This is a genomic window from Acetobacterium wieringae (genome assembly GCF_023700225.1).
Classification (GTDB): domain Bacteria; phylum Bacillota; class Clostridia; order Eubacteriales; family Eubacteriaceae; genus Acetobacterium; species Acetobacterium wieringae.
Genome location: NZ_CP097897.1, coordinates 13,619 through 37,624, shown reverse-complemented (window position 1 = coordinate 37,624; position 24,006 = coordinate 13,619). Strand labels below are relative to the sequence as shown.

At 46.9% G+C, this 24,006-nt stretch carries 25 protein-coding genes and 2 riboswitches; of the genes, 3 read left to right on the top strand and 22 right to left on the bottom strand.

Annotated elements, in window-relative coordinates:
* Positions 1-23: 23 nt before the first annotated feature.
* A complete protein-coding gene (locus CHL1_RS00185; protein ID WP_070370618.1) occupies positions 24-653 on the top strand; it encodes a DUF975 family protein in 630 nt (209 codons plus the stop codon).
* A 44-nt stretch (positions 654-697) separates the two neighbouring features.
* Here CHL1_RS00185 and ribH read toward each other — a convergent pair whose 3' ends face one another.
* Genes ribH through ribD form a run of 4 tightly spaced genes read right to left on the bottom strand, consistent with a single transcriptional unit; the run spans position 698 to position 4,166 of the window.
* The gene (gene ribH, locus CHL1_RS00180; RefSeq protein ID WP_070370619.1) at positions 698-1,165 is read right to left on the bottom strand and encodes a 6,7-dimethyl-8-ribityllumazine synthase; all 468 of its coding nucleotides are present in this window, start codon (positions 1,163-1,165) and stop codon (positions 698-700) included.
* Positions 1,166-1,177: 12 nt separating this feature from the next.
* Positions 1,178-2,380 carry a bifunctional 3,4-dihydroxy-2-butanone-4-phosphate synthase/GTP cyclohydrolase II gene (locus CHL1_RS00175; protein WP_250934288.1) on the bottom strand — a complete coding sequence of 401 codons (1,203 nt, stop codon included), beginning with the start codon at positions 2,378-2,380 and terminating at the stop codon, positions 1,178-1,180.
* 31 nt (positions 2,381-2,411) lie between these two features.
* The gene (locus CHL1_RS00170) at positions 2,412-3,074 is read right to left on the bottom strand and encodes a riboflavin synthase (protein WP_250934287.1); all 663 of its coding nucleotides are present in this window, start codon (positions 3,072-3,074) and stop codon (positions 2,412-2,414) included.
* A gap of 3 nt (positions 3,075-3,077) precedes the next feature.
* Positions 3,078-4,166: a bifunctional diaminohydroxyphosphoribosylaminopyrimidine deaminase/5-amino-6-(5-phosphoribosylamino)uracil reductase RibD gene (gene ribD, locus CHL1_RS00165; protein WP_476723732.1), complete on the bottom strand. Its 1,089-nt coding sequence runs from the start codon at positions 4,164-4,166 to the stop codon at positions 3,078-3,080.
* A gap of 146 nt (positions 4,167-4,312) precedes the next feature.
* Positions 4,313-4,428: riboswitch (FMN riboswitch) on the bottom strand.
* A 165-nt stretch (positions 4,429-4,593) separates the two neighbouring features.
* Between ribD and CHL1_RS00160 the strand changes: the two genes are divergently transcribed.
* Positions 4,594-7,431 (top strand): bifunctional diguanylate cyclase/phosphodiesterase, encoded by a 2,838-nt coding sequence (locus CHL1_RS00160; protein ID WP_250934286.1) that lies wholly within the window; start codon positions 4,594-4,596, stop codon positions 7,429-7,431.
* Between the two features lie 67 nt (positions 7,432-7,498).
* Here the strand turns inward: CHL1_RS00160 and CHL1_RS00155 are convergent, their stop codons facing one another.
* From CHL1_RS00155 to CHL1_RS00135, 5 genes are all read right to left on the bottom strand, one after another.
* Complete coding sequence (locus CHL1_RS00155; RefSeq protein ID WP_250934285.1) at positions 7,499-8,083, bottom strand: thiamine phosphate synthase; 585 nt, start codon at positions 8,081-8,083, stop codon at positions 7,499-7,501.
* A 76-nt stretch (positions 8,084-8,159) separates the two neighbouring features.
* Positions 8,160-9,314: a 2-iminoacetate synthase ThiH gene (gene thiH / locus CHL1_RS00150; RefSeq protein ID WP_084633540.1), complete on the bottom strand. Its 1,155-nt coding sequence runs from the start codon at positions 9,312-9,314 to the stop codon at positions 8,160-8,162.
* Between the two features lies 1 nt (position 9,315).
* A complete protein-coding gene (locus CHL1_RS00145) occupies positions 9,316-10,080 on the bottom strand; it encodes a thiazole synthase (protein WP_070370624.1) in 765 nt (254 codons plus the stop codon).
* 77 nt (positions 10,081-10,157) lie between these two features.
* Entirely contained in the window at positions 10,158-10,352 is a 195-nt protein-coding gene (gene thiS / locus CHL1_RS00140) for a sulfur carrier protein ThiS (protein WP_070370625.1), read from the bottom strand.
* A gap of 153 nt (positions 10,353-10,505) precedes the next feature.
* Positions 10,506-10,790 carry a hypothetical protein gene (locus tag CHL1_RS00135; RefSeq protein WP_070370626.1) on the bottom strand — a complete coding sequence of 95 codons (285 nt, stop codon included), beginning with the start codon at positions 10,788-10,790 and terminating at the stop codon, positions 10,506-10,508.
* Between the two features lie 230 nt (positions 10,791-11,020).
* Between CHL1_RS00135 and CHL1_RS00130 the strand changes: the two genes are divergently transcribed.
* Complete coding sequence (locus CHL1_RS00130; protein WP_070370627.1) at positions 11,021-11,824, top strand: HAD-IIA family hydrolase; 804 nt, start codon at positions 11,021-11,023, stop codon at positions 11,822-11,824.
* A 94-nt stretch (positions 11,825-11,918) separates the two neighbouring features.
* Here CHL1_RS00130 and CHL1_RS00125 read toward each other — a convergent pair whose 3' ends face one another.
* The 13 genes from CHL1_RS00125 to nikB all read right to left on the bottom strand — a co-directional run bounded on the left by CHL1_RS00125 (position 11,919) and on the right by nikB (position 23,935).
* A complete protein-coding gene (locus CHL1_RS00125; protein WP_148637023.1) occupies positions 11,919-12,665 on the bottom strand; it encodes a TMEM165/GDT1 family protein in 747 nt (248 codons plus the stop codon).
* Between the two features lie 265 nt (positions 12,666-12,930).
* Complete coding sequence (locus tag CHL1_RS00120) at positions 12,931-13,695, bottom strand: ABC transporter ATP-binding protein (RefSeq protein WP_250934284.1); 765 nt, start codon at positions 13,693-13,695, stop codon at positions 12,931-12,933.
* Complete coding sequence (locus tag CHL1_RS00115) at positions 13,688-14,521, bottom strand: ABC transporter ATP-binding protein (RefSeq protein ID WP_070370630.1); 834 nt, start codon at positions 14,519-14,521, stop codon at positions 13,688-13,690. Before CHL1_RS00115 ends, CHL1_RS00120 begins: the two co-directional genes overlap by 8 nt.
* A 79-nt stretch (positions 14,522-14,600) precedes the next feature.
* Positions 14,601-15,410, bottom strand: coding sequence for a nickel/cobalt ABC transporter permease (gene opp1C, locus CHL1_RS00110; RefSeq protein ID WP_250934283.1), 810 nt, complete (start codon positions 15,408-15,410; stop codon positions 14,601-14,603).
* Between the two features lies 1 nt (position 15,411).
* Positions 15,412-16,338 (bottom strand): nickel/cobalt ABC transporter permease, encoded by a 927-nt coding sequence (opp1B, locus tag CHL1_RS00105; RefSeq protein ID WP_148637019.1) that lies wholly within the window; start codon positions 16,336-16,338, stop codon positions 15,412-15,414.
* Positions 16,339-16,378: 40 nt separating this feature from the next.
* The gene (gene nikA / locus CHL1_RS00100; protein ID WP_250934282.1) at positions 16,379-17,974 is read right to left on the bottom strand and encodes a nickel ABC transporter substrate-binding protein; all 1,596 of its coding nucleotides are present in this window, start codon (positions 17,972-17,974) and stop codon (positions 16,379-16,381) included.
* A gap of 100 nt (positions 17,975-18,074) precedes the next feature.
* Positions 18,075-18,230 (bottom strand): hypothetical protein, encoded by a 156-nt coding sequence (locus CHL1_RS00095; RefSeq protein ID WP_250934281.1) that lies wholly within the window; start codon positions 18,228-18,230, stop codon positions 18,075-18,077.
* Positions 18,188-18,379: riboswitch (cobalamin riboswitch) on the bottom strand. (Overlaps the previous gene by 43 nt.)
* Positions 18,380-18,568: 189 nt before the next feature.
* The gene (locus CHL1_RS00090; RefSeq protein WP_148637017.1) at positions 18,569-18,904 is read right to left on the bottom strand and encodes a metal-sensing transcriptional repressor; all 336 of its coding nucleotides are present in this window, start codon (positions 18,902-18,904) and stop codon (positions 18,569-18,571) included.
* Between the two features lie 90 nt (positions 18,905-18,994).
* Positions 18,995-19,750, bottom strand: coding sequence for an ABC transporter ATP-binding protein (locus tag CHL1_RS00085; RefSeq protein ID WP_250934280.1), 756 nt, complete (start codon positions 19,748-19,750; stop codon positions 18,995-18,997).
* Positions 19,751-19,753: 3 nt separating this feature from the next.
* Positions 19,754-20,536 (bottom strand): ABC transporter ATP-binding protein, encoded by a 783-nt coding sequence (locus tag CHL1_RS00080; RefSeq protein WP_250934279.1) that lies wholly within the window; start codon positions 20,534-20,536, stop codon positions 19,754-19,756.
* A 26-nt stretch (positions 20,537-20,562) separates the two neighbouring features.
* Positions 20,563-22,119, bottom strand: a complete 1,557-nt coding sequence (locus CHL1_RS00075) for an ABC transporter substrate-binding protein (protein WP_250934278.1) — start codon at positions 22,117-22,119, stop codon at positions 20,563-20,565.
* Positions 22,116-22,997 (bottom strand): nickel transporter permease, encoded by an 882-nt coding sequence (gene nikC / locus CHL1_RS00070; RefSeq protein ID WP_148637015.1) that lies wholly within the window; start codon positions 22,995-22,997, stop codon positions 22,116-22,118. The genes CHL1_RS00075 and nikC overlap by 4 nt, the downstream gene beginning before the upstream one ends.
* Entirely contained in the window at positions 22,997-23,935 is a 939-nt protein-coding gene (gene nikB, locus CHL1_RS00065) for a nickel ABC transporter permease (RefSeq protein WP_250934277.1), read from the bottom strand. Before nikB ends, nikC begins: the two co-directional genes overlap by 1 nt.
* Positions 23,936-24,006: the final 71 nt, after the last annotated feature.

Below are 24,006 nucleotides of genomic sequence, written 5' to 3'. Positions count from 1 at the left end.
TCATAAACGAAAAGGAGATTATTATGAAAACGAGACAGGAAATAAAAGCCCTGGCCAAGCAGAGCTTTTCCGAAAATTATTGGGTCTGCGTCGGCGCAACTGTGCTGGCATTTGTGGTGATTGGTGCTGCTTCCGGAGTCACATCCTTCGTTGGCGGCCTGGGTGGTCTGATTGTCTGGGCGCCGATGATGGTTGGTCTGCAATTTTTCTCACTGTGGATTTACCGTGGCGAACTCCCCGCTCCCACCATTGAAGACATGTTTAAAACCGGCTTTTCGGATTTTGGTCGAAAACTGGGGGGAATGCTGTGGATGGAATTATTTATTTTTCTCTGGTCCCTGCTTTTTGTGGTACCCGGTATTATCAAGGCAATTGCCTATTCATTCACCCCTTATATTTTAGCCGAATACCCTAATGTCCCAGCCACCGAAGCCGTTAAAATTTCCATGCGGATAACCCAGGGCCACAAAGGCGAAATTTTTATGATGTCACTAAGCTTCCTGGGCTGGTTTTTACTAAACGGATTGACCTTTGGAATTCTTGGCATTTTTTATGTAAATCCCTACTTCTATGTAGCCATCGCCGGACAATATCAGGATCTCAAGGAACTGGCCCTGCAAAATGGCGTGGTCACCCTTGACGAATTAGCTTAGGTTTAATCTAAAACAGGGAGCCCAAAAATCGGCTCCCTGTTTTTTTAGTTTGTTATTTCGTTGATCAGATTGACCATTTCAATGGCTGTCAGGGCACAGTCATAGCCTTTATTGCCGGCCTTGGTGCCAGCCCGTTCGATGGCCTGTTCAATGTTTTCAGTGGTCAACACACCAAAGATCACCGGTATTTCTGACTGCAGAGAGACATGAGCCACTCCCTTTGACACCTCGCTGCAGACATAATCATAATGGGTGGTGGAACCGCGTATCACAGCCCCGAGACAGATGATGGCATCATATTTTTTCAGCTTGGCCATTTTAGCCGCAATCAAGGGAATTTCAAAGGCACCCGGCACCCAGGCCACATCAATGTCTTCTTCCTTCACATCGTGACGCTTCAAACCATCAATCGCACCGCCAAGCAGCTTTGAGCCAATAAACTCATTGAACCGGGCTACCACAATCCCCACTTTAATTCCCTTTGATACTAATTGTCCTTCATATACGTTCATAACATTCTCCTTTTAGTTATAATTTAAAATATGACCCATTTTTTCCTGTTTGGTTTTCAAATAAAACAGATCGTGGCTGGATGCTTCCATTTGGATCGGTACCCGCTCCACCATTTCCAGCCCGAATTCCGACAACCCTTCCATTTTAAGCGGATTGTTGGTTAGCAGCCGCAGCTGTTTGATTCCCAGGTCTCTTAAAATCTGGGCCCCGATATAGTATTCCCGCAAGTCTTCCGGAAACCCCAGCTCAATATTAGCCTGCACCGTGTCCATCCCCATATCCTGAAGGGCATAGGCTTTTAATTTATTGATCAGACCAATGCCCCGGCCCTCCTGACGCATGTAGAGCAGCACCCCCCGACCTTCTTTTTCAATGGCGGTCATCGCTGCCCCAAACTGATCGCCGCAATCGCAGCGGAGCGAACCAAAGGCATCGCCGGTTAAACATTCGGAATGAACCCGACACAACACCGGGCTGTCACCACTTAAATCCCCCTTAACCAGCGCCACATGATGTTCGCCGTTAAGCATGTTGACATAACCATAAGCCATAAACTCCCCGTATTTGGTGGGCATTTTGGTGATTGTGACACAATCGATCAGTTTTTCATTTTGTTTGCGGTAGTTTTGCAGATCTTTGATGGTAATAAATTTCAGTTGATGGGTCTGAGCCAATTCGATCAGTTCCGGAGTCCGCATCATCGTGCCGTCTTCTTGCATAATTTCGCAGCACAGACCGCATTCTTTCAACCCCGCCAGTTTGACCAGATCAACGGTGGCCTCGGTATGGCCGTTTCGTTCCAATACCCCATTTTCTTTGGCTACCAATGGAAACATATGGCCGGGCCGCCTAAAATCTTCTGGTCTGGTGTTCTCGTCGACGCACTTGATGGCGGTAACCGAACGCTCTGCTGCCGAAATACCGGTGGTGGTATCGACATGATCGATGGACACGGTAAAGGCGGTGCAATGATTATCGGTATTATCCGCAACCATTTGGGGAATGGCTAATTTTTTGACCAATTTTTCGCTCATCGGCATACAGATCAGCCCTTTGCCATAGACAGCCATAAAGTTGACGTTTTCGGTGGTGGCAAATTCAGCCGCACAGACAAAGTCGCCTTCATTTTCGCGGTCATCATCATCGGTCACGATGATAATTTTACCGGCTCGTAAATCTTCCAGTGCTTCTTCAATGGTATTAAATTTAAACATAGTACCCTCTCTTAATCTTATTATTTTTTTATTAAAACCCTGCCTGAGTCAGAAAATCAATGGTCACACCAGCGGATTTTTCCTGGTGGCGATCTGTTTTGACGGCTGGATTCATCAACAGCTTTTCGATATATTTGCCGACCAGGTCGTTTTCCAGATTGACCGGATCGCCAGGTTTCTTAATGCCCAGGATCGTCTGCTTCACCGTATGGGGAATGATGGACACCTTAAAGCTGACGGAAGTCATTTCGATGACCGTTAAGCTGATGCCATCAATGGCAATGGACCCTTTTTCGATGATGTAGCGGAGTATTTTTGGCGGTGCACCAATCTCAAAGATCACGGCATTATCATCTTTGGTGATTTGCACAATGTGACCGGTTCCGTCAATATGACCAGCTACCATATGCCCGCCAAAACGGCCATTGGCGGGCATTGCCCGTTCCAGGTTGACGGCTGATCCGCCTTTTAGATCGCCCAGATTGCTGCGGTTCAGCGTTTCACTCATGACATCGGCCATCCACTTATTTCCGCTTAACTGGGATACCGTCAGGCACACTCCATTCACCGCCACGCTGTCGCCCAGTTTTAAATCATCCATCGTGACCGCACCCTGAACCCACAGTTGGGAAGATCGTTGTCCCTTAATGACCGCAGTGATTTTGCCAACTTCTTCAATAATTCCTGTAAACATGTCTTACCTCTTTGTGTATTCGAGGCAGATATCATCCCCGAATATTTTTATTTTTCGATCCGTGAACTGGAAGGCCTCGGCTGGATCTGCCAGCCCCAGGCCTTCCACCGGAGTTTTGCGTACCGCACCACCAAATATTTTGGGGGCCAGATAAACCTGGAGCTTACTCACAATACCGCTTTTTAAAGCGCTGAAATTCAGGGTACCGCCCCCTTCCAGTAGAATACTGTCGATTCCTTCCTGCCCCAATTGCACCATCAGTTCCCGGAGATCAAGATGCTCCCCGTCTTTTGCACTTTTTAAAATTCTGCAGCCCATGATTTCAAACCGTTTTATTTTTTGCTGATCCTCAGAGCAGGTGGCCAGATAGGTCGGTATTTTCCGGGCCGATGTCACCACCTGTGCTGTCAGCGGAGTGCGCAAATAGGTATCACAGATAATCCGGATGGGGTTTCTGCCGCCTTCAATCCGACAGGTCAGTTGGGGATCATCCTGTAAAATGGTGTTAACCCCCACCATGATTCCCATCACTTCATTGCGGGTCTGATGAACGGCGTTCCTGGCCGCCTCTCCGGTAATCCATTTCGATTTCCCGGTACGGGTGGCAATTTTGCCATCCAGAGTCATGGCGTATTTCATTAACACATAAGGGGTTTTCGTTTTGATATAGTGAAAAAAAATAGTGTTTAGCTCCTGACACGCCTCTTCCTGCGCTCCGGTTATCACTGTGATCCCCTGCTGTCTGAGAATCTCAATTCCCTTGCCACCAACTAACGGATTGGGATCAGTCGCACCGATTATTACCTGGTTAATCCCGCTTTCGATAATGGCCTCGGTACATGGTGGTGTGTTGCCATAATGACAGCAGGGCTCGAGCGTCACATATAGGGTCGCCCCGACCGGTGACTCATTGCAGGCCGCCAGCGCATTACGCTCAGCATGCAGTCCTCCATACTTTTCGTGATAACCGCTGCCAATAATCACATCATCTTTAACAATGACTGCTCCCACAAGAGGATTGGGATTTACCCAACCTCGACCTCTTTTAGCCAAATCGATGGCTATTTCCATGTAATGATCCTGTTTTTCCACCAGTATTCCTCCCTCAAAAACAAAAGTGCCCTGAATAAACATCCAGGGCACTTTTGTTCACAGCTTTCCTGATCCTCGTATAAAAAAACTCTGAAATGATTACCATTTCAGAGCTAAATAAACAAAGATATTTGACATGCAAACTTGATTATCTTCTTTCATCCAGACTTTAACTGTCGGCCTCGGAATTACACCGAATCATACCTTGCGGCTCGTGGGCTATACCACCGGTAGGGAAACTATCCCTGCCCTGAAGACTTCATATTTAATTGATTAAACTTTAACATAATCGCAATATTCCTGTCAATAGAATAAAATTTATTTTTCTTTCAGCGCTTTTTCGTTTATAATAGGAACATGAAAAAGCAAGATAAAACTAACATATATCTACTATTGACTGACCCTTCAGAGAAAGGATGGCCCCATTGTGCACTGGTTTAAAAAAAGCCTGATTCGACGGGTGGGAACAATTGTTATTGGATTTATTTTTGTTGCCTTTGCCGTTTATGGGATCATTTCCATCCAAATGTTAAGTGGTTTTTTTGAAACCAACAGTAAAGAACAAATTTCCAAGGACGCCCAGCAAATTGCCACTGAAATTGACAAGTTTATCGAGAAGAATATTATTATTGTCGAACAGATGAAAACCAATCAGGATTATCAGGCTATCACTGAAGCGCTCAACACCCGGGAGGAAAAGCGCCAACATCCATTGTTTAATGTGATAACCCAGGAACTCCAGGCCATCAAGGCTTCTGATCCCAATATTTCTCTGGCTTACATCGGGGTTACCAAATCCAACGATCTGATTTCCTCGACCCCCGAATTTGATCCCAAACCAGACTATGATCTGAATAAACGACTCTGGTACATGGAAACCTTACAATCCCGGGGTGTGACCGTCACCAGTCCCTATATTGACATTGTTACCGAAAAAATGGTGGTCTCCATTACGACCCCGATCCTGAAAAACAACAATGTGATCGGCGCCATGGGCATTGACCTGCAGGTGACTGATATTTCCAAATTGATGAGCACCTACAAAGTCGGCAAAAACGGCTATACCCTATTAATCAATAAAGACGGCAGTATTTTTTATCATCCTGATGATCCTGAAGTTTTTGCTGCGGGAGGGGTTAATCCCTTCGCCTATCTTGACCTTTATATGAGCCAAATCACCTCCGGTGATAGTGGTGTCATTGAATACCAAATGGGAAATAACGCCAAATACATCGCCTATGTGCCCACCCAGTCATCCAACTGGATTGTGGTCACGGTCATCCCCCGGTCGGAAGTTTTGGCCCCGCTGAATCAGTTTATTTTTAGTCTGTTCTTTATTTCCCTGGTACTGCTGTTTATGATTGCGCTGTTTATCCGGCGGATGACCCGGCTTATTTCCGAACCGATTATAACCATTTCCGGTGCCGTTGAAACCTTCAGCCAGGGTGATCAGGAAATTAATCTGCCGAGCACCCTTTATGACCGGGAAGATGAGCTTGGTATTTTATCCCGGGGGCTCAAAATGATGAGCCATCGGATCATCCAATACATCGAAGAAGTTCAAACCAACAATCAGGCGTTGAACCAGGAAATTGACAAACGCCAGGCTGTTCAATCCCAGCTGGAAATGATTCTGGAGCTTTTATCCGGTACCGATGAAGGTATTTTTATTTTAAACGCAGAATTCTTCTGTATCTATCAAAATACCGCCTTTTCCCGAATGATTGGGATTCCGGAAACTGAAATCCCGGCGCTGAACCTTTCTGAAAAGGGCATCCTGATCAATCAACCCCTGATTGACAGCCTCGAGATGAATCCGGTCTGGTCCGGCGAAATTGAATATGCTCAAAATTCCTCCGAAACGCTGTTTCTGTTTTTGCGGATCAGTAAGGTGAAAAACGACGATACCGATTATTATATCGGCAACATCACCAATCTCACGGCCCATAAGCAAATCGAAAAAGATATTTATTATCTGAAGTATTTTGACTATCTGACCAAACTCAACAATAAGGTCTTTCTGGATGAATCGGGAATGGAATTAATCAGTGGAGACGGCAGCGCTGCCGGTAACCATGCCCTGATTTTGATCAATATCGATGATTTCCGAATTATCAATGAGGCCAAAGGTTTTGATTTTGGCAACAAGGTATTGATTGCCCTGGCCAGTCGCCTAAAGACCCTGGTCAGCGATCAGGATGTGCTGGCCCGTTTGGGTAATGACGAGTTTGGTATACTGAAAGCGTATGTTTCTTCCAACGAAGATTTATATGAATACATCATGGATTTAAGCAAGGAACTGGAAAAACAGATTTCCATCCATGATGAAGAACTGATTGTTGATGTCAGTATCGGAATCAGTCTCTACCCCAACGATGCCAACCACTATGGCAAGCTTTTAAAGACTGCCGCTTCTGCCCTCAATAATGTCAAAGCCAACAAGGGACGGCGCTTTGAGTTCTATGATAAGGACATCAACAGCCTCTCGATTCAAAAATACGAAATGCAAAACAAGCTGCGCAATGCCCTAAGCAATCAGGAATTTGTTCTTTACTACCAGCCCCAGGTGGATATGGCCACCAATCAGATTCTCGGCCTGGAGGCTTTAATTCGTTGGAACAGCAGCAATGGGATGGTTCCTCCGGGGAGCTTTATTCCCATAGCCGAAGAATCGAATCTGATTACCCCTCTGGGCGAATGGGTGCTGGAAATTGCCTGTGAGTTTGGGAAAAAGCTTCAATCGCTGGGTTATCAAATACCGATTGCGGTTAATCTTTCGATGCTTCAGTTTAAGGCCCCCTATATCGGGGAACTGATTCAATCCATTTTAACCCGCACCCAGTTACCACCAGAGCTGCTGGAACTGGAAATCACCGAGGGGATTCTGATGGATAATGAAGACGAATGCGAAGCCATCCTGAGCGAATTTCACCGGATGGGGATCCAGGTTTCCATCGATGATTTTGGCACCGGCTACTCTTCTTTGAGTTATCTCAAGAAATTTGCCGTGGATAAGATCAAAATCGACCGTTCCTTTATTAAAGGGATTCCCCATTATGACAATGGCACCATTGCCAAAGTTATCATTGAACTGGCCTCAAATTTTAATCTCCAGGTCATTGCCGAAGGAGTGGAAACCCCCGAACAGATTGACTTTTTACTGAAAAATAATTGTCATATTGCCCAGGGCTTTTACTATGCCAAACCGCTTGATGAGGATCGACTACTGACTTTTATGGAAAAAACAAAAAGGGACATGGCATAGCCTTATCCCTTTATTTATTTATCTCCGATCCGCTTCAATTGTTGTTGTGCTATAAAAGAACCACTCATTAAACGATAAATCGTTGCGCCAGGGTTTCAGGATGATCGGTAGTCATCGCTTCGCTCATGATGCAAACGCCTTTAGCGCCAGCCATCATCGCAATTTTATAGTTGGCCTGACTGATCCCGCCTATGGCAAAAACCGGGATTGAGACGGAACTGCAGATCTCTTTAAGAAAAATCAGTCCCCGGGCTGGCAGACCTTTTTTGCAATCAGTGGGAAAAATATGACCGGCGATTAAATAATTGGCCCCCCAGGCTTCGGCTTCCCGGGCCTGTTCCACTGAGTGAATCGAGACCCCGACCTGCTTAAAGTTCCGGATCGCTTCGCAGGTTCTCCGAATGTCATGAATTGACACCTGTACCGCTTCCACCTTCAGTTCCTCGGCAATCTCAAGATTATGATTGATAATCAGTTTAATCAGGTGCCGATCACAGATTTCCTTTACTTTGATGGCCAGTTCCCTATAGTCTGCCTCGCTGAGTTCTTTTTCCCGCAGCATGATGGCATGGGGCTGCCCCTTGGCGATTTCTTCAATGCGACCGAGAAAATCATCCTGGCACAGTTTCTGGTTCGTTATACAAATCAGCATACTTGGCTCCTTTATTTTTCTTGTCTATAGTCTATCATATCCCGACTAAAAAACACCACCCATTTTAGTGAAGGTATTATACCCGGATATAGTCGCAATAAACCGGCTGAAGGCCCCGGTTTAAAATCATCTGATGGACCTCGGGAACGCTGCGGGGATCAGATATCTCAAATTGTTCATCGCCTTTTTCTTCCTGCTCATGTCCACCAACCCCAACACTGACACCGGCCGAAATTTTTGTTGCCACCATCCCGATGACATGGTCCCGAAAGCCCGGCCGTTCCCGGGTGGAAATGGTGATCCCGGCAAAAGGCATCAGCAACCGGTAGGCCAGCATCACCTGCAGCAGCTGTTTCTCATGGACGTCGTTAGGGTTGTTATCGGCTTTGTTAATAAAGGGGCGAAGCCGGGGCGTGGAAAAGCTGATTTCGGCATGGGGGTATTTCTGCAAAATAAAATAGGCGTGGAGTCCGGTGGCAAAGGCATCCTTCCGGAAGTTACCCAACCCCAACAGAGCCCCAAAAGAAACGCCCCGCATCCCCCCCAGCAAGGCCCGCTCCTGAGCCTCAAAGCGATAGGGAAAAACCCGCTTGGGCCCACTTAAATGAACCTGTTCATATCTGCTCAAATCATAGGTTTCCTGATAAACCGAAACAAAATCGGCTCCGCAGTTATGCAGATACGCATATTCATTGGTATTCAGCGGATAGATTTCTATCCCCACAGTGGCAAAATATTCTGCTGCCAGCTTAACCCCTTCGCCGATATATTCCACTCCCGAATGATGCCGGGATTCGCCGGTTAAGATCAAGATCTCTTTTAATCCGGTTTTGGCGATGGCTTTCAGTTCCGTCTCCATTTCCGCCAGACTAAGCTTACCCCGGCGGATTTTATTTTTACAATTAAATCCACAGTATACACAATTATTTTCACAATAATTGGCAATGTAAAGCGGGGTAAACAGACCGATGCTGTTACCAAAGTGTTTGTTTGTTTCGATCATCGCTTTTTTTGCCATTTCTTCTAAATATGGCGTCGCTGCCGGTGATAATAAGGCTCCATAATCGCTTATGGATAATCGTTCTTTTTTTAGGGCTTCTTCCACATCACTGTCGGTAATTTTCTGATCATCATACTTATCCACATTTTTTAAGACTTTATCCCGAATATCGGAGTCTATTTTCTCCATCTCAGGTTGATAGACCATTGGATCAGTGCGTTTTTTTATCATTCTAATCCTCCAAAAATCCGGTTAAGGGGCTGGACGCTTCGCCATGGGTTAAGACCCGGCCGAGACCGGCCAGATAGGCATTACGGCCCGACGCAATCGCCTGACCAAAAGCTTTGGCCATCAGCGGAATGTTTTTAGCTGTGGCCACTGCGGTATTGCACATCACCGCTGCCACGCCCATTTCCATCGCCTCACAGGCCTGGGACGGCCGCCCGATCCCCGCATCGACAATAATCGGAACTGGGATTTCACTAACTAGAATCTCAATAAAGTCCCGGGTACAAAGGCCCTTGTTGCTGCCAATCGGGGATGCCAGGGGCATCACTGCCGCTGCCCCGGCACTGACTAAATCCCGGGCCACATTTAAGTCCGGATACATATAGGGCATCACCACAAAGCCGTCCTTGGCCAGAATCTCGGTGGCCTTGATGGTTTCATAATTATCGGGAAACAGATATTTGGAATCCCTGATCACTTCCACCTTGATAAAATTCCCACAATTGATTTCCCGGGCCAGCCGGGCGATTTTGACCGCTTCCTCAGCCGTTCTGGCACCGGAGGTATTGGGCAGCAGGGTAATGTTTTTGGGGATATAATCCAGAATATTTTCTTCCCCACCGTGATTCGCCCGCCGTAGGGCCAGCGTGACGATTTCTGCCCCGCCGTTTTCAACCACCGCCTTGACAATTTCCAGTGAAAACTTTCCTGATCCCAGGATAAACCGGGAATTAAACGTGTGTCCGCCAATTACTAATTGATCTGTCATCTTTTCTCCTTTTGTTTTTTATTTCTTGTTTTTTAAGCCCTGTTCGTTCATGGTGATCTTTAGTCGGCTACTTACCATCACCCACCGCCAACGAAACGTACCACTTCCAGGGTATCCGTTTCACAAAGCAGCACCGCATCATAGCTCGATTTCGGAACGATTTCACCATTTCTGGCGACAGCCAGAGTAGCCACATCAAATCCATTGATTTCTAAAAACTGTAACAGACTCTGATTGTTAACCAGGGTCATTTCTTTTCCATTGACACGCATCTCACTTCCTCCTTTGCTGTTTCAGACGCAAAAAAAGCACAAAATGCGATTACACCCTTTCGGTGGTGTACCCCATTTTGTGCTTTATTTATTCTGTTTTGATTTTATTACATCAGCCCACTAAAGTCAAGATCTGCTTTTAACCGTTTTTGTCTAACGACGGGTATAGGCGTTGTAGGCCGCCATTTTACTCTTATCTTCTTCAATTTCCTGAATTTCTTTTTTTAAAGCTTCCAGCCGAACTGTTAATTCCGCTACTTCTGCTTCGTCAACCGGACGATTGGTCACTTCTTTCTTAATTCCCAGGGCTAACAGCTGATCGTCTTTTTCCTCATACTCTTTACGGAGCAGTTCCAGGTTTGACTCACAAGAGATCAACTGTTTTTTAATCATTCGCATCACCCGCATATCATCATAATTATTTAAGATTGTCTCCATTTTTTATCCCCTCGCCTTCCTGGCATCGTATTTTTCTTTTATTGCAGTTTATCACAGCTGATCGTGCAAATACCTATGCGAAGACGAAAAAATTTTGCCATGCTTATTTTTAATGATCTTTTTACATATATTTTCAGTTTTTTACATAAAATTGCCAAATTTTTAAGACGAACCCGGTTTTGTTGGGGTATAATATTGTAAATAAGTGAAAATTAATCGGAGGTAATAAAATGAATGAAGAGTTATTAGCATTAATTAAAGATAAAAAAGGCTTTATTTGCGATATGGATGGTGTCATCTACCATGGTAACAGACTGTTGCCGGGAGTCAAGGAGTTTGTCAACTGGCTTTATGCTGAAGATAAGAACTTCCTCTTTTTAACAAATTCCAGCGAACGTTCACCCATTGAACTAAAAGAAAAACTGGCTCGACTGGGTCTGGAAATTGATGAAAGCCATTTTTATACCAGTGCTCTGGCCACTGCCAAATTCTTAAAAGATCAGTCCCCCGGCTGTTCGGCCTATGTCATTGGTGAACCGGGTCTGGTTAATGCCCTTTACGACGTCGAAATTACCATGAATGATGTCGATCCGGACTATGTCGTTTTCGGCGAAACCCGCTCTTATAATTACGAATCCGTGATGCGGGCAGTCAAATTGATTCAGAAAGGTGCCAAACTGATCGCCACCAATCCGGACTTAACTGGCCCCACCGAAGAAGGCATTGTACCAGCCTGTCGGGCCTTGGTGGCACCGATTGAACTGGCCACCGGTAAAGAAGCCTACTACGTCGGTAAACCCAATCCACTGATGATGCGTACCGGTATCAAACGGCTGGGCGTTCACAGTGATGATGCCCTGATTATCGGTGACCGGATGGATACCGATATTATTGCTGGTATTGAATCGGGTTTGACGACCTTCCTGGTCCTTAGTGGCGTGTCAACCCGGGACACGGTTAAGCAATTCCCCTACCGTCCCAACTATATTCTCACCGGTATTGATGAGATTGTCGCCGGTCTGGGACTTCAATAAAAATAATTGTGTTGGCTTTAGCCCCGGGTATTTGCGCTTATGTCATTCAACAATAATAAAAAGCAGGTAAGACCGCTACAGTCTTACCTGCTTTTTATTTGTCGTCTGATCGTTTTTTTGTCTGATCCACTGGACATGACGGATACGTATCCGAATGCCCTGCTTCCTTTTCCTTTTTAATCAGATAATAGGATGCCCCGGCTGTTAGAATAAGCAAGGCCAACATCAACAGCAGCACGGTTGTCATCGCCAACTGCAACTGCTGGGTGGCCACCTGATAGGTACCAATAAAACCAAACAACATAAAAGCTCCGGCGGATACCAGTTTGACCGTCCGCTCGGGTATTTTTTTACAGAGTACCACCCCGATGATAATCCCGATGGCATCGGCAATCAGCATTCCGGTGGTGGTTCCGATCAACACGCCAAGAGCATTTTCGGGAAATTTGGTGGCCAGGGCAATGGTTGCCAGCTGAGTTTTATCGCCCATTTCGGCGATAAAGAAAGCCACCGCCACGGTAATCACCGGACCAAAGCGGGTGGTCCGGTTCTCTTCGCCATCCAGTTTATCCCCCCGAATCGTCCAGAGTCCAAAAAAGATAAAGGACAATGACGCAATCCCCTGAATCCAGATCTGGGCACCATCAAAGCGGGTGATATAGTTTCCCACGGCTACCGCCAGGGCGTGGTTAAAGACGGTGGCAATAAAGACTCCGAGCATCACCTTCCCGGCCTGATACTTGGTAGCAAAGGCCATCGCCAACAACTGGGTTTTATCTCCCATTTCAGCCAGCACCACGGCTCCTACCGCTACTAAAAAAGCAATAAATCCTGTGTACATTTGTATTCCTTCCTGTTTTGTAATTTGAAAGCATCCCAAAATAAAAAGACTCCTAGCATAACCCACCACAAAATGGACTATGCTAAAAGTCTCGTTACCGGAATCGGCTACAAAGCCAGGCGACCATCGTCACCAGTATGTTGACTTTGTATAACAACTACTCCCTTTTAACAGTGTTATTTTACAACAATATCCCTGCTTTTGTCAATATATAAACCGGAACGCCTTTTTAATGCTATTTTTTACGCAGGCGTTCCGGTTTTATCTAAACCTCAAACGGAATAACCGATGCCAGCAAAGCTCTGGCATAGTGATTGTTGACCCGGGCCAATTCCCCACTTTCTACTTCTTCGACAATTTGCCCCTGATACAAAAAAGCAATCTTATCACAAAGATGGGCCACCGCCTGCAGATCGTGGGCCACAAAGAGATAGGTGATGTTCATCTCTACCCGCAGTTGATGAAGCAGCTTTAAAATCTGGGCCTGAACCGATACATCCAGTGAACTGATGGCTTCATCCAGCACAATAAAGCGGGGTTTCGTGGCAATGGCTCGGGCAATACAGACCCGTTGCAGCTGCCCACCGCTGAGTTCATGGGGGTAACGGTTTTTGACCTCTGGCTCCAGCCCTACCCTCACCAGCAGTTGCTCAATGTGCCAATCCAAATCTTTTTCTGCACCACTGGCACAAAGCGGTTCAGCAATAGTTTCTGTTACGGTGTAGCGGGGATTGACCGAAGCGGTATAATCCTGGAATACCACCGACATTTTTCCCTTATTATTTTTAAGCCACTGTCTGACTGGCAGCCCTTCAAATAAAATACTGCCTTTCTCCGGCTTTTCCAGCCCCATCACCAGCCGGGCCAGGGTGCTTTTGCCACTGCCGCTTTCACCAATCAGGCCAACACAGGAGCCAGCAGTGATGCTTAAATTAACACCATTGAGGATTTTATTCCGGGCTCCCTTAAAATTTGTTCCTACCTGCAGATAGCTTTTTTCCAAATCCTTTATTTCCAGCAGATTAGCCATGGTGGTCTCCTTTTTTCATCGCCCGCTGAAAAGCGTGTGTCAATTCCAGTCGGGTATCAATCAGATATCGGGTGTAAGCATGCCGGGGATTTTTAAAAATGTCAACAGCGTCGCCATATTCCACCGCTACCCCATCTTTCATCACCAGTAGTTGATCGGAAAGATGCTTAACCACCCCCAGATCATGGGAAATAAAAATCAGGGCGGTGCCAATTTTCTGGCGGATGATTAAAAACTCCTCCACAACCTGTCCCTGATTAATCGAATCCAGGGCGGTGGTCGGCTCATCGGCAATAATCAACTCCGGCTCCATTGCCAGGGCGGTGGCAATCATGCAACGCTGCAGCATCCCGCCGGATAATTGGTGGGAATACTTTTTTATTACCTGATCCGGTTCCCGAATATTCATCACCGCCAGGGCCTCTTTCGCCAGGTTCATACTCTGCTTTTTTGTTAGCCCCTTATTCTCGACAAAGGTTTCGGCCATCTGATCGCCGATTCTGGTGATCGGATCAAAGGCCGACATGGCATCCTGGAGAATCATGGCAATCTGTTTTCCGCGGATTTCCCGCAGGGTATCTTCGTTTTGTCTGAGCAAATCAATGGCTTCACCGGACGTTTTAAAAACGGCCTTTCCCTGGTGTTTTAACCAGGGGTTGGTGATTCCCAACAGGGCCCGGGTGATCATCGATTTACCACTGCCACTTTCCCCGACAATTCCCAGACAAGAGTTTTTGGCCACTGAAAAACTGATATCATGAATGATTTCATCCTGATCCCGCGAATCAGTTACCCGCAAATTATTCACCTCAAGAATTACACTCATTCGATCACCGCCTTTTTGCGCCCAAACATCGCCCCAAACAATGATCGCCTGGTTTTAAAGACCTTGTCGATCTTGGGATTCATCGCTTCCTGAATACTGTCACCCAAAAATTAAAGGCTGCCACCACCATAAAAATCGCCACGCCCGGCGCCAGCATCTGGCCAGGATTGGTGGTCATCACATTTTTGGCTTCGTTGAGCATCATCCCCCACTCGGCGGTGGGCGGCTGCACCCCCAGTCCCAGAAAGGACAGGGCTGATATATTGAGAATTGTTCCTGCGGTATCCAGTGTCGCCAGCACCGCAATCTCCCCCAGCGCTCCAACCAACAGATGTTTTCTGATGATGTGTCCGGTTGAACAGCCGGATACCTTGGCAAATCGGATATAGTTACTATCCATAAACTGAATGATGATTGCCCGGATCATCCGCACATACCAGGCCCATTTGGCAATCACCGTGGCCAGAACAATATTGGCGATTCCGGTTCCGAGGATTCCCACAATGGCCAGAATCAGCACCTCACTGGGAAAAGACAGCATGATATCACAAATCCGCATTATCACATCATCAAGCCGGCCCCGGAAATAACCGGCAAGCACCCCCAGCACCGTGCCGATTAAAATCGTTACCGCCATGGTCATGAGCGAGACCAGAATGGTGACCCGGCCACCATATAAAATCCGGGAAAAGACGTCCCGACCCAGTTGATCGGTTCCAAACCAATGAGCCAGCGACGGCCCCTGAAATTTATTGATAATGTTCTGGGCAGTCGGATCATAGGGCGCAACCAGGGGTGCCAGAACAGCTAGCAGAATCACCGTCCCCAGAAAAAAGCTGACAGACATTGCCAGGCTATCTTTACGGAAACGTTTAAAAAAACCGACCATCTCAGGCCTCCCTTCTGCGGGGATCAATCCAGACCGATCCCATATCGACCAGTAAATTACAAAAAACAAACAACACCGCCATAATCAGGACATAGGCTTGAATCATCGGAAAGTCCCGATTAAAAATAGCGGTCACACAAAGCCTACCGATACCCGGCCAGGCAAAAATATTTTCAATCACCACGGTTCCAGCAATCAACTTCGGAATTGACATCCCCAAAGCGGTTAGCGAAGTTTGCAGTGAGTTTTTAAAAACATGCCGGGTGATGGTCTTCTCTGATAGACCCCGAACCCGGCCATACAGCACATAATTTTCCCGCTTGTTCTGAATCATAGTGTTGCGGATCAGCCGGACATAGGTGGAAATATACCCCAGCGCCAGGGTTACTGCCGGTAAAATGACAGCACCGGGAGCCGTCATCCCGCTGGTTGGCAACCACTTGAGCTTAACGGCAAATAGCCACATCAGGAGTATCCCGGCCCAAAAACCGGGGATAGCGGTTCCCACAAAGACAATCCCCCGTAAGGCCTTATCTCTAAGGCTATCTTCCTTTACCGCACATAAAACCCCAACCCCCACTGAAACAACCACAATGATCAATAAGGATACCCCAGCCAGATAGAGCGTTGGCGGCAGAGCCTTGGCAATTTCCTGTGCTACCGGTTTATTATTGACATAACTGTGACCAAAATCACCCTGTAGGGCATTGCCCAGCCAGGTAGCGTAGCGGGTTAAGAAGGGATCATCGAGACCGAGTTGCTCCCGCATCTGGGCGACATTTTCAGCCGTTGGGGTGATCTCATTGACCCGGATTGCCACCTCAGCGGGATCACTGGGGCTTAAATTAATCAGTATAAAGGCAAAAAAGGAGATTCCGATCAAAATCGGAATCATCCACAGGAGCCTTTTGACGAAGTATTGCTTCATGGTCTTACTCCCTTTTGTTTTCGATAATCAAAATTGGTGATTAATTGGAAAAGTACATTTTTTCGAAGGGGATTTCATATTGCGAATCGTTAAAGCTTACCCCTTCAAGTCCCTTGATTCCCACTGCCTTGGTTTTTGAATAGGAAATCGGGACATAGACATACTGATCATTAATATAGGTCAGTACCTCTTTATACATGTCGGCCCGCTTGCTGTCGTCTGATTCGATCATAATCTTCGTGATGGTTTCATCCAGCCACTGCTTTTTTTCCAGACCAACCTGAGCCTGATAATCTCCATGAGCGGGAATTCGCCATGATGAAACATAGGATTGGGGATCATAAGGGGTTCCCCAGGATAGCGAATACTGCAGATCAAAATCCCCGGTTTTCTGACGATCCAGGAAGGCCTGTTTTTCTTCCCCAAGAATATTCATCTTGATGCCTACGGCTGCCAGATCGGCCTGAATGGAGGTGGCAATGGTACCTTCCTGGGCGTTCTTGGAATTATAGGAAAGGGTAATCTCACATTTCTGACCATCCTTTTCCCGAACCCCATCACTTCCTGGTTTCCAACCGGCTTCATCGAGCAGCTGTTGGGCTTTTTCCTGATTATAGGCGATGGTTTTAAAATCGATATCACAGTAGGGAACATCTTTAGACAGTAGCGTATCGGCCTGATCCTCCGAGTTATTTAAAATTCCCTGAATGATGTTTTCCTTGTTTACGGCATATTCAATGGCTTCTCGAACTTTAATATCTTTGGTAATCGGTGAATTACTATTGATAAGAATCGCTCGTGAAGCGACCGGCTCACTTATATAGGTTTTGTAGGCTCCTTCATCTTCCAACTTCTTATAGGAATCTAGATCAACCTGATCACCATCGGCTCCGAAAAGTAAATCGACCTCGCCGTTTTGCAAAGCTAACAGGATCGTCTGGGAATCTGGCATGACCTTCCAGTTAATGGTTTTAATTTTAGTTTTGTCACCCCAATAAGTTTCATTCTGCGTAAAGGTGGCATACTGATTGTCGACATGCTCCGATAAGACCCAGGGGCCGGTCCCGATATAGCCGCTAACCCCTTCTTTGGTGGTGCCATTGACAAAACAGTTGGGCGAAATAAAGCGGAAGGGTCGTGTCAGTCCCAACTCCACCAGGGTTGGATAGTAGGGATGCTTTAAGACCAGTTTGAAGGTGTGGTCATCGACCACCACATTTTCTTTAATCTCATTAACCATGTCCAGCCAGGAATGGCGTTCCGCATTACCAAGAATGGCATCCATGTTCAGCTTGACTGCGGCAGCATTAAACGGCGCACCATCGGTAAAGGTGACCCCTTTTCTTAAATGAAAGGTGTATTCCAGTCCATCTGCTGAAATTTCCCAGCTTTCAGCCAGAGCTGGCTTCACTTCTCCGCCTTCATTCTTGGTCAGGCCTTCAAACACCATGTTCTGGGCTGACATTTCACCCGAGTACAAATGCGGGTTGATATCCCGAATATCCTTGGTGCAGGCATAATTTAACGCTTCTTTAGTCGACACATCACTTTTAGCGGACGCTCCTGAGCAACCGGCAAACATTCCGGCACACAACACGGCAGTCATTACCACCGCTAAACCCTTTTTTAATTTCATTTTCTTTTTCTCCTCAAAAAATACTTATTTATTTGATTTGCTCGGCTTTTACCATTGCACATTCTGGTAAAGAAACCCCGCTCTATCACAATGTAAGACTTCACTGTGGCAATATTGATGCTTTTTTCCATAAAAAAACCTCACCATCTCCAAAAAGATAGCGAGGTCGCAAAAAGCCTGCAAAAAAAAACACCTCCTCTATCGCACGTAGAGTCTGAGTAATTAAAGCAGGCAGGTCTTCTGGCTCAAGCGTCAACATTACCTCCTGCCTTCCCATTTCTGGTGGCATTCCTGGAGGAACTCTTCTTTTACAGCGGCGGGACCGCGGGGGACTTTCACCCCTCTTCCCTTTTCACCGGCCTGTAACCCTTCGTTACTGCCGGCACCTGTTTTATTAATATTTAATTCGTTGTCGGTGTTTTAAAAAACACTAAAAAACAGAAACAATGCCACAATCAGGTGTCTTTCATTGTTTCTGTTTGCCATTTTAACATGCTTAAACCACCTATGCAAGTCTCTTTTGTGGAAATGATATTCTGTTTTGGAATATCGTTCCATGCCAGTCGCGTTTTACCCGGTTTTTAGCCACAGCCATTATTTCATAAAGCGGTCAATTGCTTTTCTGAGTTCTTCCAAAGCCTTTTCGTCGTTATTTTCCACCGCATCAACGATACAATGCTCAATATGATCCTGTAAAATTATTTTACCGACGTTATTAATGGCTGACTTCACCGCCGACAACTGGATCAGCACCTCGGTACAGTCTCTTCCCGATTCGACCATTTTTTTCACCGATTCAAGATGACCCGCAGCCCGGGAAAGGCGATTCAACACGGATTTGGTTTGGGTATGTTCATGATGATGATGGTGATCTCCGCCGTGGCTACTATCATGTCCGGCATCATTCCATTCTTCCTGATGTTTATGCATCTCCGTTCACCTCATTTTCTATATCTGTTTAACCCATTATAACAGATATAGAAAAAGGACACCACCCAAGGGGAGATGCCCTTTCATATTTTACAGAATCGAATCGATCAGTTTTTTTGTATAGGCTTCCCGGGGATTGGCAATCACCTCATCCGGGGTACCGGCTTCCACCACCCGCCCCTGATGCATTACCAGCACCCGGTCGCAGCATTGCTGCACCAGGGCCAGATCATGACAGATCATCAGTTGCGACATCCCCTGATCTTTTCGCAATTGTGTTAGGAGTGCCATAATCTGAGACTGGACGGTTACATCCAGGGCGCTGGTCGCTTCATCACAGATGAGCAGTTGGGGTTGCCGGGCAAGTGCCCGGGCAATTGAGGCCCGCTGACACTCGCCACCGCTGACCTCACTGGGATAACGGCTAACAAATTCCGGGCCAAGGCCGCAGATTTCCAGATAGTCAATGGCTTTATTTTTAGCCTCCCGACGCCCCATACCCTGATTGATCAGCCCTTCCATGACACTTTCCCCCAGCCGAATCCGGGGATTAAAGGAATCCACCGGCATCTGAAAGACCATCTGAACCAGATGGTAAAGCCGTTTCAGTTCTTTTCCCTTAGGGTTTTTAAGTGTTTTGCCATCCAGAACAATCTCACCGCCATCCAACGATTCCAGTCCGGTGATCAGCTTGGCAACCGTGCTTTTACCGCTGCCGCTTTCGCCCACCAGGGCCAGACATTCGCCTTTTTCGACATGGAAGCTAATCTCATCAACCGCACAAATGGTGGTTTTTCCTTTGGTATAGGTTTTTTTTAAATTGCTGACTGCTAAAATCCTGTTCATGTCTCACCTTTTTATCCGGGGCATGGCCGCAATCAGCTGGCGGGTGTAATCCTGCTGGGGATGATCAATCACCTCCCGGGCTTTGCCATATTCAACCAGCTTACCCTTGCACATCACCGCCACGGTATCGGCCATAAATGACACCACCCCAATATTATGGGTCACCACCACAATTCCGGTTCCAAATGCTTCCCGCATCGCCATCAGTTCCCGGACCACCTGGGCCTGGACGGTGACGTCCAGCGCCGAGGTCGGCTCATCGGCAAAGAGCAGCTCCGGTTCCAGCAGCATTGCCATGACAATCCCGACCCGTTGATTCATCCCGCCGGATAATTCAAAGGGATAGCTCTTTAAAATCCGCTCAGTGTCATATAAATGAATCTTCTTAAACAGAGCTGTGGCTTTTTCCCGAACCAGCCGGCGGTCACTGACGCCATGCTGGGCCATGGTTTCATAAAGCTGCTCGCCAATGGTCCGGATTGGACACAGGGCACTGCCACAATTTTGAAAAATCATCCCCATTTCTGGTCCCCGCAGCATCCGCAATGCTTCATCATCAAGATCAAGAACCGGCTTCCCCTTATATACGATCTCGCCCCGATTGACCAATCCATCCGGGCCCAGAAGACCCATGGCCGCCTTGATCAGGGTGCTTTTGCCGCTGCCGGACTCGCCGACAATCCCGAGGATCTCGCCTGCTTGCATTTTTAAGTTAAACCCCCAAACCGTCGGCTCGCCGTCATAGGATATTTCAACGTTTTGAAATTCCAGTAATGGTTGTTGCATAAACCCTCTCTTCTGATCGGGACGACTTATTCGTTAATGTCCAGATCGGCTGTGATTTCATAATAGTCTGATGGGTGAGCGGTAAAGCCGGTTACCCCCTTTTTCATCACAAAAGACATTTTTAAATGAGAGGCGTAGATATAAGCATTGTCATCAAGAACTTGCTGGGCAATTGAAACCGCCAGCGTTGCCCGTTTTTCGGTGTCAAATTCGCTTCGCAGCTGGGCAACCAGGGCTTCCACCTTGTCGCTATGGTAATGTCCCCGGTTGTAGTCAGAATTATCAACCACATGGGTGGTGAAATAATACTGGGGATCTCCGGTGGGCGCAGTTACAAAGGCGTTGGCAAAAACATCATAATCGCCGGCTTTCAGGAAATCCTTGTAGGAATCGGTGGCGTTGACCTGTACATCAATCCCGGCTTGTTTATAGGTGGCCTGAACCGATTCGGCCAGTAGCGGCAACTCCTGACGGGAGGTGTAGGTCAGCCACTTGATCGATAATTTCTGGCCATTTTTTTCCCGTATCCCATCACCATCAGAATCAATCCAGCCTGCTGCTTCCAGCACTTTTTTGGCGCCGTCGATGTCATAACCGGTGTCCTTAACCACATCGCCGCCAAATGTAAAGTTAGCCGGGAAGGGACCGACTGCTGGCGTTCCATTGCCCTTTAACAGCACCGTGGTAAAACCGTCCTTATCCATGCTCATGGCCATGGCTTTACGAACGGCATCGTCTTTAATCACCGCTGAATCATAGTTTAGAGCAGCCTGGTAAACCCGGGAAGTGTTGGTGGAACTGATGGTAAAGTCATCATTATTTTGAAACAGTTCCAGACTGGCATAAGGCAGACCCTGGGCCGCATCAATTTCGCCACTTTGCAGAGCCATGGTTAAGGTATCGCCATCGACAATACTCTTGATATTTACCTTTCCAACCTTTGGCTTTCCACCCCAATAGTCATTGTTGGCTTCCAGATTGATTTCGGTCTCAGTGATATTTTTGGCCACATAAGGTCCTGTTCCAACGACGTTTTTATCCGCCGTTACCCCAGCCTCCATATCGATGATGCAGCCATAGGGGTCACAGAGGTAATTTACCAATGCCGGTACCTTATTATCTGATACGATCGTGATGCTTTGTCCGTCGGCGGTGATTGACTTAATCTGTAAATCTTTGGGGGCCCGATCATGAACGGCAATCAAGTTATCAAAGCAGGCTTTAACCGCTTCTCCGGTCATTTTCTTGCCATTGGAGAAGGTAACGTCATCCCGTAAATTGATTTTAACGGTATAGTCATCAATCTGTTCATAATCTTTGGCCAGCCAGGGCTCCAACTCCATCTTCTCATTAAACTTAAAGAGCGTTTCACCGACCCCATAACGCAGGGTTGACCAACCGATGTAGGATTCATGTGGATTCATTCCCACATTTGAATTACCGACACTATAGGCTACGGTTCCATAATTAAATACCTTTTCTTCCGCACTTTTGGTGCTGGTCGAACCGGCACAGCCAGTCAACATCCCGCCAACCAGTGTGGTGGTCAGCAGGACTGCCAGAATTTTACTTTTTACTTTCATTTTTTCTCCTTTTTTCTCTTATTAGTCTTGGGATCCAGGACATCTCTGACCGTATCCCCCAGTAAATTAAATAATGTTACTGATATAAAAATAGCACAACCGGGTGCTAAAATTACCCATGGCGATGTCTGCAGCATACTGCGCCCTTCACTCATCATTGAACCCCACTCGGCAATTGGGGGCATTGCCCCTAAACCCAGAAAGGACAATCCCGCCAGTTCCATCATCATGGTTCCAATATCAAGGGTGGCCGTTACCAGAATCGGGCCAATAATATTCGGTAAAATATGCTTAAAAATAATTTTGATCGAACCGGAACCACTAAGCCTGGCGGCGGCGATATAAGGCATATTTTTAATGGCCAGCACCTGCCCTCTGGCCAACCGGGCAAATTTAGGCCAGGAAATACAAGCCAGCGCCACCACCGCATTGATCAGTCCACCACCTAAGATACCAGCCACGGCAATGGCAAAAACCATTCCCGGAAACGCCAGAAAGACATCTGAAACCCGCATGATAAACGAGTCGATTTTACCACCCTGATACCCGCAGAATAGCCCCACCAGGGTTCCAAATCCGGTGATGATCGCTACCAGTAGCAGTGCCGAATAAATAGTGGTTTGTCCCCCCATTATCACCCGGGACAACATATCCCGGCCATAGCGATCCGTCCCCAGCGGATGCTCCGGACTGGGGGGCTGCAAGGCCTGCATCAGATCCTGAGCATAGGGATCATAGGGAACAATCTGGGGTGCCAGGGCTGCCACCAGCAATAAAATTATTACCAAGGTCAGAAAAAGATAGAATTTCGTCATCGTGTGATTTTCTTTAATTTTCCGGGTTCTGACCCGAATCGCTGTACGCTCTGTTACTTCCATCAGGCCTCCTGTTCCAATCGAATCCGGGGATCCAGATAATGATAAATGATATCGGTCACCAGATTAACGCCCACATAAATAATCGCCATCCAGATGACATAGGCCTGGATCATCGGGTAATCCCGCATCATAATCGAATCCACCGCCAGCTTCCCGACGCCATCCCACATAAAGATGGATTCAACAATTGCCGTACCACCCAGTAAGGAACCAATTGACAGCGCCATCAGGGTGACAATGGTCAGCATCGCAGTTTTCAGTACACTGGCAAAAAGCACCACTGGCTCCCTGATCCCCCTGGCCCGGGCCCCGATGACATAGTCCTTATTGAGTTCTTCCAGTACCGTGGTGCGAACCTGGCGGGTGTATTTGGCCGACATGGCTATCGCCAGAGTCAGCGTCGGCAAAACGATGCTCTTTAAACTGCCATTGCCCATAACCGGAAACAGCTTGAGCTGTAAGGCCAGAAAATAGATCAGCAGCAGCGAGACGAAAAAACCCGGTAAGGCATTGCCGATAAAACTGAAAAAGCGGATCAGATAATCGGTGAAACGATTATGCCGGACGGCCGCTAAAACCCCAAAGGGAATCGAAATCAGCACGGTAAGTATTATTGAGGTCAGTGTCAGATAAATCGTCGCTGGCAATTTTGACACAAAGGTTTCAAAAACCGGTTTATTGGAAATATAGGAAACGCCCATATCGCCGGTTAATACCCCACCCAGCCAGCTGGTATACTGAATAATAAAGGGTTGATCGAGCCCCAGTTCATGCCTTTTCTCGGCCTTGACTTCTTCCGATACGCCGCCACTGGCGTTGTCGTATAGGGCATCCACAGCATCCCCGGCGGCTGACTGCATCAGGGTGAAGGACAACAGGGTGATGCCCAGAATAATCGGAATTAATTGTAATAGACGTTTTCCAACGTATTTTTTCATTGACACAAAACCTTTCTCACATTAACACGTTTACCGGTAAAATTTTATCACTTAAAAAATGGCGTTACAAC